A 13,277-nucleotide genomic window follows, 5' to 3' on the forward strand; every position below is an offset into this window, starting at 1 on the left:
GGATGACGGTGACTGATGTTCGATTTTGAAGCGATCTCGCGTGCAATGTCCGGCCAGACCGTGCTCTGCGTCGGCGACCTCATGCTCGACGAGTTCGTCTATGGCGAGGTGTCGCGGATCTCGCCGGAGGCGCCGGCGCCGGTGATCGCGGTGAGGCGCAGCGAGATCAATATCGGCGGCGCCGGCAACGTCGCGCGCAATATCGCCGCGCTCGGCGGCCGCTGCATCTTCGTCGGCCTGATCGGCGAGGATGCCGCCGGCACGGTGCTGACCGAGGCGCTGGCGAAAGAGGCGGGCATCGAGACCGTGCTGGTGCGCGACGCCGCCCGCCCGACCACGCGCAAGGTGCGCTTCGTCTCCGAACAGTTCTCGACCCACATGCTGCGCTCCGATTGGGAACTGGCCGCACCGGCCGCGCCGGCCATCGAACAGCGGCTGATCGATGCGATCCTGCCGCGCCTTGCGCGCGCCGACATCGTGCTGCTGTCCGACTATGCCAAAGGCGTGCTGACCGCGCGCGTGATCCGCAATGTGATCGACGCCGCGCGCCAGGCGGGCAAGCGCGTGATCGTCGATCCGAAGAGCGCCAATCTTGCAATCTATCGCGGCGCGACCGTATTGACGCCGAACCGGAAGGAATTCGCCGAGGCCACCCGCAGCCGTGCCGACAACCAGGACAGCATCGCGCAGGCCGCACCCGATGCGATGGTCCTCGCCGATTGCGAGGCGATGCTGGTGACGCAGGGCGAGCGCGGCATGACGCTGGTGACGCGGGACGGCGGTTCGATCCACGTGCCGGCGCTGCCGGTCAAGGTGCGCGACGTCTCCGGCGCCGGCGATACCGTTGCTGCGGCGCTGGCGCTGGCACTGGCTGCTGGTGCCGACTGGGACGGCGCGCTGCGGATCGCGAGTGCGGCAGGTGCGGTCGCGGTCGGCAAGACCGGTACCGCGATCGTCAGGTCCGCCGAGTTGCGGCGAAAGATCCTGCCGCACGCGTCGCTGGCGGCCGAGGAGAAGATCGTCACGGCCGGGGGCGATATCGACGCATATCTCGAGGAGTGGCGCAGGCAGGATCTGCGGATCGGCTTCACCAATGGCTGTTTCGACATCCTGCACCCCGGCCACGTCAAGGTGCTGACCGGCGCGCGCAGCGCCTGTGACCGCCTGATCGTCGGATTGAACAGCGACGCCTCGGTGAAGCGGCTGAAGGGCGAGGGGCGTCCGGTGCAGAACGAGCGCGCCCGGGCCGAGGTGCTGGCGGCGCTGGAAGCGGTCGACCTCGTCGCGATCTTCGAGGAGGACACGCCGATCAACCTGATCACGAAGGTGCGGCCGAGCGTGCTGGTCAAGGGCGGTGACTATACCCGTGAGCAGGTGGTCGGCCACGAGATCGTCGAGGCCGCCGGCGGCGAGGTGGTGCTGGTCGAAGTCCTCCAGGGCCACAGCACGACGTCGCTGGTTGCCCGGGCCCGTGAGGGCAAGGCGTGAGCGCGAGCATCGCATCCCCGGCAGGCGCCGCGGCGTGCCCGGCCTGGCGCGATCCGGCGCGCTGGCAGACCACGACCGATGTGGTCGCGGTCCTGATTGCGGTGTCGCTGCCGTGGTCGACCTCGCTGGTCGGCATCTTCGGCGTGGTGCTGCTGATCTCGATTGCGCCGACCGTCGACCTGCGGGCGTTCTGGACGCTGCTGAAGCGGCCAATCTGCGTGGCGCCGATCGCGCTGTTTTGCCTCGCGCTCACCGGCACGCTCTGGTCGGACGCCGCCTGGGGCGCGCGATTGTACGCGGTCGGGCCGACCGCAAAGCTGCTGGTGCTTCCCGTCCTGCTCTATCACTTCCAGCGCTCGAGCCGCGGGACATGGGTGTTCGTGGCTTTCCTCGTCTCCTGCACGCTGCTGATGCTGATGTCGTGGCTGGTGCTTGCCTATCCCCACCTCGCGCTGAGGGCGCCGGCCCCCGGCGAGCAGGGCGTCTTCGTCAAGAACTACATCGACCAGAGCCAGGAGTTCACGCTGTGCGCGGTCGCGCTGGCCTATCCGATCGTGATGCTGTTGCGGGCCAATCGCGTCCTGCCGGCCGTGTTGCTGACTGGGATTGCGCTCAGCCTGCTTGCCAATATGGCGCTCGTGGTGGTGTCGCGGACCGCGCTGGTGACCATTCCGATCATGTTCGCGGCGTTTGCGCTGCTGCATTTGCGCTGGCGCAGCATTGTCCTGATTGCGTGTGCGGCCGGTGCGTTGTCCGTGGCGGCGTGGTACACCTCGCCGCAACTGCGCGCGACGGCCGATTCATTCCAGCGCGACTACAAGCTCTACATGGAGCGCAACGAGCCGACGTCGCTTGGTTTGCGGCTCGAATTCTGGCGCAAATCGCTCGGCTTCTTTGCCGAGGCTCCGGTCATCGGCCATGGCACCGGCTCGACGCGGGGCCTGTTCGAGCGCGTCGCGGCCGGCGGCGTGAACCAGGCTTCCAGTGAGGTGATCGGAAACCCCCACAATCAAACGTTGAACGTCGCCGTGCAGTGGGGCATTGTGGGTGTAGCGATACTCTACGCGATGTGGCTGCTGCACCTGTTGCTGTTCCGCGGCGACGGTCTCGTCAACTGGATCGGGCTTCTCGTCGTGGTACAGAATATTTCAAGTTCATTGTTTAATTCACACATCTTCGACTTTCATGAAGGCTGGATGTATGTGCTGGGCGTCGGGGTTGCGGGCGGCATGGCGTTGAAGGGGCGATTGGGGACGGATATGGAACCCGAGCCTCCGATCCGTCCATGATCGCTGGCATGGGCTCCGCAGATACGCTACAGCCTGCCAATGTCCCGTCGCGAACTCCCAGTTGCCAGCAACCCGTCCGTTAGATGACGCGCCTTTCACAATTCACCACGCGCAACTTCCTGATTCTGGCACATGACGCGCTCGCGACGACGTTTGCGTTGCTGGCGAGCTTTTATCTGCGCTTCGAGGGCAGCCTGCTTACCGATCGGCTGCCGCATTTGCTGCGCATTCTGCCCTGGTTCGTGCTGTTCAGCGTCGTGGTCAGCTATTTCTCCAATCTGACCACGGCGAAATGGCGCTTCACCTCGCTGCCGGACGCGGTGAACATCCTGCGGGTCGCCGCGGTGCTGACGCTGGCACTGGTCGTGGTGGACTACGTCTACTTCTTCACCGGGGCGAATTCGCCAAGTCCAGTGTTCCTCGGCCGCGTCACGATCATTCTGTTCTTCTTCCTCGAGGTGTTCGCGCTGAGCGCGCTGCGCCTCGGCTATCGCTACTTCCGCTATTCGCGCACGCGACTTCATGCCCGATCCGACAATGCCGCGTCGGCGCTGCTGGTCGGACGCACGGCCGACGCGGAAGTCGTGCTGCGCGGCATCGAGAACGGCGCCATCAAGCGGCTCTGGCCGGTCGGCGTGCTCTCGCCGTCGGCCGCGGACCGCGGCCAGATGATCCGCAACATTCCCGTGGTCGGCGGCGTCGATGATATCGAAGCCGTGATTCGGGATTTCGAAAGCCGCCAGCGGCCGATCAAGCGCGTGGTCATGACGCCCTCGGCCTTCGAGCCGGATGCGCATCCGGAAAGCGTGCTGATGCGCGCCAAGCGGCTTGGTCTGATGGTCAGCCGCCTGCCGTCGCTGGAGGGCGGCGATACGCCACGGCTCACCAATGTCGCGGTCGAAGACCTGCTGCTGCGCCCGAGCCAGAAGATAGACTATGCACGGCTCGAGACGCTGGTGAAGGGCAAATCCGTCATCGTGACCGGCGGCGGCGGCTCGATCGGCGCGGAGATCTGCGAGAGGGTCGCGACCTTCGGCGCGGCGCGCCTCTTGGTCGTCGAGAACTCGGAGCCGGCGCTCTATGCGGTCACCGAGGCGCTGTCCGCGCGCGATGCCGGCCCCGAGATCGAGGGCCGGATCGCGGACATTAGGGATCGCGAGCGCATCACGCGCCTGATGAGCGAGTTCAAGCCCGACATCGTGTTCCATGCCGCGGCGCTCAAGCATGTGCCGATCCTGGAGCGCGACTGGAGCGAAGGGGTCAAGACCAACATCTTCGGGTCGGTGAACGTCGCCGATGCGGCGCGTGCCGCGGGCGCGAGCGCCATGGTGATGATCTCGACCGACAAGGCGATCGAGCCGGTGTCGATGCTCGGCCTGACCAAGCGGTTCGCCGAGATGTACTGTCAGGCGATGGATCATGACCTGATGGCCGAGGCCAGAGGCAAGTCGCACATGCGGCTGATCTCGGTGCGGTTCGGCAACGTGCTGGCGTCCAACGGATCCGTGGTGCCGAAGTTCAAGGCCCAGATCGAGGCCGGCGGACCGATCACGGTGACCCATCCGGACATGGTCCGGTATTTCATGACGATCCGCGAAGCCTGCGATCTCGTGATCACCGCCGCGACGCACGCGATGACGCCGGCGCGGCCTGACGTCTCGGTCTATGTGCTGAACATGGGGCAGCCGGTGAAGATCGTCGATCTCGCCGAGCGGATGATCCGCCTGTCGGGCCTGCAACCGGGCGTCGACGTCGAGATCGTGTTCAGCGGCATCCGTCCCGGCGAGCGGCTGAACGAGATCCTGTTCGCAAGCCAGGAGCCGACGCTCGAGATCGGCGTCGCCGGCGTCATGGCCGCCAAGCCGAACCAGCCTCCGATGTCGACGCTGCGCAAGTGGCTCGCGGCGCTGGAAGATGCGATCGAGAGAGATGACCGCGTGACCATCCGTGCCGTCCTTCAGGACGCCGTGCCCGAGTTCGGATCGAATGCCGCCTGACCGCGCCGTCCTGCGGGCGATCAGGCAGGACCGTTTCGAAAGCCATTGATGCCCAGTTCTCGAAAAGTCGTGGTCGCCAGCCAGCATTATCCGCCGGACCACAGCACGACCGCCGCGATCATGTCCGCGATCGCCGAACGGATCGCGCAGGAGGCGGAGGTGGTGGTGGTGTCCGGGATGCCGGGCTCGGCGCGGGCGCCGGCGCCGGGGCGGCCTGTCGTCGTCGAGATCAGGAACTGGCTGCCGGGAAAGTCGGCGCTGATCAAGCGCGCACTGGCCGAGGCGCTGTTCACGGTGCGTATGTTCTTTGCGTTGTTGTCGCGACTGCAGCGGGGCGACGTGGCGCTGACGGTGACGGCTCCTTTCGCGCTTCCTTATGCGGTTGCTGCCGCGGCGAGGTTGAAGGGGGCCAAGTCGGCGTTGATCCTGCACGACCTTTTTCCGGATGTTCTGGTGATGGCCGGGCTGCTGCGGCCGTCCTCGCTGGTTGCGCGGGCGATGCGCGCGGTCAACGCGCTGATGTTTCGTGCCTTGAACGCTGTCATCGTGATCGGCCGCGACGCCGAGAGGCTGCTGCTGCGCTATCACGGAATGACACCGGACAAGATCAGGTTCATCCCGAACTGGGCCACGCTCGACCCCGGCAATCGTCCCGTCAGCCCCGATAATCCGTTTCGCAAGGCGATCGCCGCCCGCTTCGTCGTCGGCCTGTCCGGCAATCTCGGCTTCACCCACGATCCGGACATCGTCTTCGAGGCCGCACGGCTGTTGCGCGACGAGCGCGATATCCATTTCCTGCTGTCGGGATGGGGCATGGGCTTTGCGCGGCTGAAGGAGATGCAGGCAGAGGCGCAGCTCGCCAACGTCACGCTGGTCGAGCGCGTCGCGGATGGCGAACTCGATGCGCTGCTCTCCAGCGCGGACGTCTGGCTCATTCCCTATCGCAAGAACGTTGCTGGTGTATCGGTCCCGAGCCGGTTCTATAATCTGCTCGCAGCCGGCCGGCCCGTCATCCTGGTCTCCGAACCCGAAGCCGAGGCCGCGCTGACCGTCAGCGAAAACCGGCTGGGCTGGGTCGTCACGCCGGGACGGCCCGACCAACTCGCAGATGCGATCAGGATGGCGTCGCAATCGCAGGACGCCGCGATGGCCGAGCGCGCCGTCGCGACCGCGCGGACCTTCAGCCCCGAGCGGGCCCTGTCGAGCTACGCCGCGCTGGTCGCGGAGCTGTTATCCAATCACGATGCGGAGCGGACAGCATGAATGATCGGCGCCCGACGGTTCTGGTGACGGGTGCGAGCGGCTTTGTCGGTCGCCACGTGGTGCCGGAGCTGGAGCAGAACGGCTGGTTGGTGCGCCGCGCGGTGCGCACCCCGCTGCAAGATGAAAACGACGTGGCGATCGGCTCGCTCAGTCCCGCCACCGATTGGCGCGCCGCGCTCGATGGCGTGGATGCCGTTGTTCACCTTGCGGCTCGCGTTCACCAGCAGTCCGATGAACAGGCGATCGAGCTCTACCGCAACGTCAATATCGAGGGCACGCTGCACCTGGCGCGTTCCGCTGTTGCGGCGGGCGTTCGGGATTTCATTTTTGTCAGCACGATCCTGGTGCATGGGCGCAGCAATTACGGCCGCCCGCCGTTTCGCGAGGACGATGTCCTGACACCGCGCGGCCTCTACGGAAACTCGAAGGCGGCCGCCGAAGTTGGTCTGAAGGGGATTGTGCCGGGCAGCGGCATGAGGGTGACCGTGATCAGGCCGCCGCTGATCTACGGCGCCGGCGCGAAAGGAAATTTCGCCCTGCTCAAGCGTGCAGTGATCAATCGCATGCCGCTTCCGCTCGCTTTTGTGAAGAATCGCCGTGCGTTCCTGTCGGCGGAAAACCTGGCGTCGTTTATCCTGCACCGGCTGTCGCACCCGGGGAGTGAATACGACGTGTTTCTGGTGGCCGACCGCGAGCAGGTCTCGACGCGGGAGTTCGTCGAGCGGCTTGCCCGCGCCGCAGAAACCTCGCCGCGTCTGTTCTGGCTGCCGTCGCCGCTCCTGAAGGTGTCGCTCACGGTGGGCGGCCGCAAGGAAGCCTATGACAGCCTGTTCGCCTCGCTGGAACTCGATCTGTCCAAGGTCGCGAGCACCGGATGGCAGCAGCCGATCAGCCTCGATGAGGGGCTGAGGCGCGCGCTGCGCCGAACGGATATCTAGATCTTATTTTGACGCGTTTTCTTCACGCGAACCGGTATCCACTTCGCTGGAAAACGCTCTGGCCCGATCAGAACGGTCGCGAGAACCTGCGCAGTTGCCATGCGACGGCGAGCGCGCCTGCCAGCAGCACGACGATGTCTGCTGCGAGCGAATTGAGGGCGACCGAGGCGAAGGCGAGCAGCGCCAGCACCACATTGAGTGCAAAGACCTCGCCGACGACGCGCCACACCACAAATCCGTTGTCGGTCGCGCGCTGATAGAAGTGCGAGCGGTGCGCGGACCAGAACGGCTCGCGCCGCGCGATGCGGCGAAACAGCGTGACCGTCGCATCGGCCAGATAATACAACGGCAGCAACAGGGCGGCGGCGAATTGCTGATGCAGGGCAAGCTCGAGCAGGCACCAGCCCAGCAGCAAGCCGATCGGCAGGCTGCCGACATCGCCAAGGAATATCTTTGCCACCGGCCGGTTGAACGGCGCGAAGCCGAGCAGCGCGCCGCACAGCGCTGCCGCGACCAGCGCGCAAGCAGCGGGAACATGGCCGAAGCTGCCGAGCAGGGCGACGGCCACCGTGATCGGCACGGCCTCGGCCGCCGTCATCAGGTCGAGCCCGTCCATGAAGTTGACGAGGTTCACGAACCAGAGGCCGGCGATCAGCAGCAGGCCGCGTTCGAGCCAGGCCGGGCAGGCCGCAACGAGCCTGAGATCGGCCGGCGCCGAAAACACCACGGCCGCAACCGCGGCCGCCTGCAGCACCAGCCGCGGGACGACGGGCAGCGACCGGATGTCGTCGGCAAAGCCCACCACCGCGATGAACAGGCAGGCCGCGAACACCGCGATCGGTATCGTAAGGTCCGGCGATCCGGCCAGCATCATGACGATCCCGCCCGCCAGCAGCGTGGCTGCGATGACCGCGATGCCGGCGCCCTGCGGCGTTGGAATGCGGTGCGACGAGCGCGCGTTGGGCTTCGCCAGCGCCACGCGCAGCAGCAGAGGCCGCGTCGCCCGGATCAGGACGGCCGAGATCGATGCGGCCAGCACCGCTGCGATCAATGACAGGAGGGTCTCGAAACTGCTCATTCTGGTCCGGTCACTGCGATCCCGGGATTCGCGATGGCGATCCCGGGACTTCGATCGGCTCGGCGCCTTTGGCGGCCTTTTCCGGGCTCAGGATCCACACCAGGCCGCCGAACACACCGACCACGAACGACACCGCGCCGAACAGCAGCGAGATGTTGACGCCCTCATTCGCGATCAGGCCGGCATAGCCGAAGGCGAGCGCCATCGTGGCCTCGCGCACGCCCCAGCCCGCGATCGAGATCGGCATCATCGTGATCAGCATGACCGGGGGTAACAATTGGAAGATCTGGCCGAAGGTGACGGGGGCCGCGATCGACTTCACCACGCACCAGCCGATCACGACGGTCACCACGTGAATGGCGATCGAAAGGGTCGCGACCCGCAATCCGTGCTGGCGGCTGAACAACACCCGGTTCGCGATGACCGCGCAGGCGTGGATGTGGTGCGTTGCCCACCACTGCTTCAGCCAGGGCCACGGCAACAGGCCGATCACGAGGAAACCAAATCCGGCCGCAAGCGCGGCGAGGTCGAGCAGCAGCAACGCCATCCAGCCGTTTGTATCGGCGATCAGCCGATAGCTCCAGGGCAGGGTGGCCGCGATGACGACGGCCAGGGCGATCAGTCCGACCGCGCGATCGACGAAGATCGAATAGGTGGCTGCGCGCCAGCCCGCACCGGCGCGCGCGACAAGCCAGAGCCGCACGGCGTCGCCGCCGATCGAGGACGGCAGTGTCTGGTTGAAGAATGTGCCGATCACGTTGAAGCGCATCGCCTGCGCGGTTTCCAGCGGTGCGCCGCACTCCACGCTGATCTCGCGCCAGCGCAACACCCCGAGAAAGATCTGCAGGAAGGTGACCGCGATCGCGAGGCCGAGCCAGCCCAGGCTCTCGACCTGGATGCGGGAGGCGAGGTCATACAGGTTGACCTTGCGCAGCGAGAAATAGAGCAGCGCAGCCGAGATCAGGATCTTGACGGTCGAAAGCAGGATTCGGCGCATTTCCGTTCGCGCTGCCAGGTTTTCAGGATGTGTCAAAAACAGCGCAAAACGCTTTCGCGCGCCCAAATTCGCCGCCTTGGTATGGTTTCCGCAGCGATCTGGCAATACCCGTACTGGACCCTATTGCGGCAGGCGCGAAGGGGCGGCTAAAGATGCCGGACCGGGGGACGGCCAGCCGTTCACCGGGAGTTTACAAGACCGGTAAGATCCGACCAGACGCGTGGGGGCGCGTGACTGCCCGGATCGTGCTTCCCAGGTAACAGGGCTGCCGGCCACGGCCGCCCCGGGCCAATTTGGTGTGCCGTCCGCGGATGGATACGACAGGACTGGCACGACAGGACTTGAGGCATCGATGGATCGACGAATTATTCCCCTGATCATGTGCGGCGGCGCAGGCACGCGGCTTTGGCCGGCGTCGCGCGAGGTGCATCCGAAGCAGTTCCTGTCGCTGTTCGGGGCGCGCTCGACCTTCCAGGAGACGCTGCTGCGGGTCTCCGACGCCGGCCTGTTTGAGCGGCCGATCGTGATCACCAATGAGGCCTATCGCTTCATGGTGCTGGAGCAGCTGGCCGAGATCGGCCGCGAGGCCGATGTGCTGCTGGAGCCGATGCGCCGCGACTCCGGGCCCGCGATCGCGGCCGGTGCGGCATTCGCGCAGAGCCGTGACAGCGAGGCGATCGTGCTGGCGCTCGCCGCCGACCATCTGGTGCGGGATACGGCGGCCTTCGTCGCCGCGTGCCGCGGCGGATTGGTGGCTGCCGAAGCCGGCCGCATCGTGACCTTCGGCGTCAAGCCGGAACGGCCCGCCACCGAATACGGCTACATCAGCCCGGGTGAGGTGGTCGCCGGCGAGGTGCGCGCGGTGGCAAAATTCGTCGAGAAGCCGGATGCCGCGACGGCGGCAGGCTATATCGATGCGGGCTATCTCTGGAACAGCGGCAACTTCATGTTCCGCGCCGGCGTGCTGCTCGACGAGTATCGCAATGTCGATGCCGACAGTATTGCGTCGGTGGAGCAGTCGGTCATTACTGCGACGCGCGATCTCGGCTTCGTCAAGCTCGATGCGTCGGCGTTCGGCGCGGCAAAGGCGATCTCGATCGATTATGCCGTGATGGAGAAGACCGCTCATGCCGCGGTGGTGCCGGTGGCGTGCGGCTGGTCCGACATCGGCTCGTGGCGCCAGGTCTGGGAGCTCTCCGACAAAGACAGCCTCGGCAACGCGGCGCGCGGCGCGGCGGTGTTCGAGGACTCCCGCAATTGCAACGTCTCGACCGACCGGGCGCTGGTCGCGCTCGAAGGCGTCGACGACCTCGTCGTGGTCGCGACCCAGGACGCCGTGCTGGTGTCACGCCAGAAGGACGCCAACGGGCTGAAGCGGCTGGTCGCGAAATTGAAAGTGGCGGCGCCCGAGGTGACCGAGAACCACATCAAGGTGCATCGGCCCTGGGGCTCCTATCAGTCGGTCGACAATGGCGACCGCCACCAGGTCAAGCGCATCATCGTCAAGCCGGGCGGGCGGCTGTCGCTGCAGAAGCACCATCACCGCTCCGAGCACTGGATCGTGGTGCGCGGCACAGCCCAGGTCACCGTCAACGAGCTCATCAAGACGGTGCACGAGAACGAGTCGATCTACATCCCGATCGGCGCCGTGCACCGGCTGGAGAATCCTGGCAAGATCCAGCTCGAGCTGATCGAGGTGCAGACCGGCAGCTATCTCGGCGAGGACGACATCATCCGCATCGAGGACGACTACCGGCGCAGCTGAGGCGAGCTGGTTCCCGCGCCGATCGCCGGGCGCGGGACGATGTAACTCTTTGAATCAAAACGTGTCCGGATTTCGCCGTTGGCATTCGCCACATTTGTGACGCCGTGCTATAGCGGCTGCCAACGAAGCGGGGTGATTTGCGCCAGAGGCGCAGATCGGGACGAGGGGCCTTGGTCTGATTCCCTCGGAGCCGGGATGGCTCCCTGAGGAGCCGGGACAACCGCCAGAACGCTACTTGGGGTCTACGATATGAATGCAAAAGTGTCCGCAGCCGGCGCGAGGGCCGATATCGGCCGCGCATTGCGCGTCGGCGTGATCGGCGCCGGCGTGATGGGCAGCAACCATGCCCGCGTGCTGGCCGGACTGCCCGGCGTGGTGCTGATCGGCATCGTCGATCCGCTGCCGGAACACCGCACACGCGCCATCGACCTGGTCGGTTGCCGCGCCTTCGAGAGCCTCGATCAGCTGCTTGCCGAAGGCATCGATGCGGTGACGATCGCAGCTCCCACCCACCTGCATCACGAGATCGCGCTCGCCTGCATCGCGCGCAACATCCACATCTTGGTCGAGAAGCCGGTCGCATCCACGGTCGAAGAGGGCCGCGAGATCGTCGCGGCCGCCGAGCGGGCCGGCGTCACGCTGATGGTCGGCCATGTCGAGCGTTTCAATCCGGCGGTCGCCGCGATCAAGCAGGCGATCTCCGGCGAGGATATCCTGTCGATCGGCATCACCCGGGTCGGCCCGTTCCCGCCGCGGATGTCCAATGTCGGCGTCGTGATCGATCTTGCCGTGCACGACATCGACCTGATCCGCTGGTTCACCGAGTCCGACATCGTCGAGGTGCAGCCGCAGCTCTCGAGCGCGGTCGCCGAGCGCGAGGACATCGCGCTGCTGCAGTTCCGCACGGCGTCCGGCGTGCTCGCCCACATCAACACCAACTGGCTGACGCCGTTCAAGGCGCGCAACGTGACGGTCGCAACCCGCGGCAAATACGTGATGGGCGACCTGCTCACGCGCCAGGTCACCGAATGCTTCGGCTTCAAGCCGGACGGCAGCTATTCGATGCGTCATCTGCCGGTCGGTCACGACGAGCCGTTGCGCGCCGAGCTGATCGCCTTCCTCGATGCCGTGCGCAGCGGCAAGCTGCCGGCGGTGTCCGGCGACGAAGGCGTGGCGAGCCTCGAGATCGCGATCCGCTGCCTGGAATCGCCGGCGCGGCCCGCTGCGGCGACGATGCGCAAGGGACCGCGCCGCATCGCCGGCTGATCGTCATTCATTCAACACGTGCAAAGAGCTTCCATGAACCAGCATATGCAGCTTGAGCCCATTCCCTTCATCGATATCGCCGCGCAGCGCCGGCGGCTCGGCAAGTCGATCGATGACGCGGTCGCGCGCGTGCTCGACCATTGCCAGTTCATCAATGGCCCGGAAGTCACCGCGCTGGAGAAGGCGCTGGCGGACTATAGCGGCGCCAAGCACGTGGTGAGCTGCGCCAGCGGCACCGACGCGCTGCTGATGGTCCTGATGGCCAAGAATGTCGGGCCGGGCGATGCGGTGCTGTGCCCGACCTTCACCTTCTGCGCGACCGGCGAAGTCGTGACGCTGACCGGTGCGACGCCGGTTTTCGTCGACGTCGATGAGGAGACCTTCAACATCGACGTCAATTCGCTGAAGCGCGGCATTGCGACGGCGCGGGCGCGCGGGCTGAAGCCGGTTGCCGTGATCCCGGTCGATCTGTTTGGCCAGAGCGCCGATCACGACGCGATCGGCGCGGTCGCCGAGGCCGAGGGCCTGTTCGTGCTCGACGATGCCGCGCAGGGCTTTGGCGCAACCTACAAGAACCGCAAGCTCGGCACCTTCGGGCTCGCGACCGGAACCAGCTTCTTCCCGGCCAAGCCGCTCGGCTGTTTCGGCGACGGCGGCGCGATCTTCACCGACGACGAGGAACTGGCGCGCACGCTGCGCAGCATCCGCGTCCACGGCCAGGGCTCGGACAAGTACGACAACGTGCGGCTCGGCCTCACGGCGCGGCTCGACACCATGCAGGCGGCGATCCTGCTCGAGAAGCTGAAGATCTTCGATGACGAGATCGCCGCGCGCAACAAGGTGGCGGAACGCTATTCGCGCGCGCTCGGCAACCTGGTCTCGGTGCCGCGCCTTGCTCCCGGCTGCACCTCGGTGTGGGCGCAGTACACCATCCGTCTGACCAACGGCATCGATCGTGACGCCTTCGCGGCCGCCTTGAAGGCGCAGGGCGTGCCGACCATGATCTACTATCCGAAGTCGGTCCATCAGCAGACGGCCTACAGCCACTATCCGGTTGCCGACGGCGGCCTGCCGGTCAGCGAGCGCCTGTCGAAGGACGTCATCGCCCTGCCAATGCACCCCTATCTCGACGAGGCGGCGCAGGACCGCGTCATCGCGGCTGTGCGCAGCGCGCTACAGGCATGATCCCGAAAAGT

At 66.1% G+C, this 13,277-nt stretch carries 10 protein-coding genes; 8 read left to right on the forward strand and 2 right to left on the reverse strand.

Annotated elements, in window-relative coordinates:
• Positions 1–15: 15 nt before the first annotated feature.
• From rfaE1 to Q0030_RS29950, 5 genes are all read left to right on the forward strand, one after another.
• Positions 16–1,488 carry a D-glycero-beta-D-manno-heptose-7-phosphate kinase gene (gene rfaE1 / locus Q0030_RS29930; protein WP_298375421.1) on the forward strand — a complete coding sequence of 491 codons (1,473 nt, stop codon included), beginning with the start codon at positions 16–18 and terminating at the stop codon, positions 1,486–1,488.
• A complete protein-coding gene (locus Q0030_RS29935; protein WP_298375425.1) occupies positions 1,485–2,777 on the forward strand; it encodes an O-antigen ligase family protein in 1,293 nt (430 codons plus the stop codon). Before rfaE1 ends, Q0030_RS29935 begins: the two co-directional genes overlap by 4 nt.
• 83 nt (positions 2,778–2,860) lie before the next feature.
• Complete coding sequence (locus Q0030_RS29940) at positions 2,861–4,774, forward strand: nucleoside-diphosphate sugar epimerase/dehydratase (protein WP_298375428.1); 1,914 nt, start codon at positions 2,861–2,863, stop codon at positions 4,772–4,774.
• Positions 4,775–4,822: 48 nt separating this feature from the next.
• Complete coding sequence (locus Q0030_RS29945; protein WP_298375431.1) at positions 4,823–6,037, forward strand: glycosyltransferase family 4 protein; 1,215 nt, start codon at positions 4,823–4,825, stop codon at positions 6,035–6,037.
• Complete coding sequence (locus Q0030_RS29950) at positions 6,034–6,975, forward strand: NAD-dependent epimerase/dehydratase family protein (protein WP_298375433.1); 942 nt, start codon at positions 6,034–6,036, stop codon at positions 6,973–6,975. The genes Q0030_RS29945 and Q0030_RS29950 overlap by 4 nt, the downstream gene beginning before the upstream one ends.
• Positions 6,976–7,042: 67 nt before the next feature.
• On the opposite strand, the gene Q0030_RS29955 is transcribed toward Q0030_RS29950, so the two are convergent.
• Together Q0030_RS29955 and Q0030_RS29960 are read right to left on the reverse strand one after the other, a co-directional pair.
• The gene (locus Q0030_RS29955) at positions 7,043–8,053 is read right to left on the reverse strand and encodes a glycosyl transferase (RefSeq protein ID WP_298375436.1); all 1,011 of its coding nucleotides are present in this window, start codon (positions 8,051–8,053) and stop codon (positions 7,043–7,045) included.
• Positions 8,054–8,063: 10 nt separating this feature from the next.
• Positions 8,064–9,050, reverse strand: coding sequence for a lysylphosphatidylglycerol synthase transmembrane domain-containing protein (locus Q0030_RS29960; protein WP_298375438.1), 987 nt, complete (start codon positions 9,048–9,050; stop codon positions 8,064–8,066).
• Positions 9,051–9,402: 352 nt separating this feature from the next.
• On the opposite strand from Q0030_RS29960, the gene Q0030_RS29965 reads away from it, so the two are divergent.
• The 3 genes from Q0030_RS29965 to Q0030_RS29975 all read left to right on the forward strand — a co-directional run bounded on the left by Q0030_RS29965 (position 9,403) and on the right by Q0030_RS29975 (position 13,266).
• A complete protein-coding gene (locus tag Q0030_RS29965; protein ID WP_298375440.1) occupies positions 9,403–10,815 on the forward strand; it encodes a mannose-1-phosphate guanylyltransferase/mannose-6-phosphate isomerase in 1,413 nt (470 codons plus the stop codon).
• Between the two features lie 249 nt (positions 10,816–11,064).
• On the forward strand, positions 11,065–12,081 hold the full coding sequence (locus tag Q0030_RS29970) for a Gfo/Idh/MocA family oxidoreductase (RefSeq protein ID WP_298375443.1): 1,017 nt from the start codon (positions 11,065–11,067) through the stop codon (positions 12,079–12,081).
• A gap of 33 nt (positions 12,082–12,114) precedes the next feature.
• A complete protein-coding gene (locus Q0030_RS29975) occupies positions 12,115–13,266 on the forward strand; it encodes a DegT/DnrJ/EryC1/StrS family aminotransferase (RefSeq protein ID WP_298375445.1) in 1,152 nt (383 codons plus the stop codon).
• Positions 13,267–13,277 lie beyond the last annotated feature (11 nt).

The sequence above is a fragment of the uncultured Bradyrhizobium sp. genome (genome assembly GCF_947648125.1).
Taxonomy (GTDB): domain Bacteria; phylum Pseudomonadota; class Alphaproteobacteria; order Rhizobiales; family Xanthobacteraceae; genus Bradyrhizobium.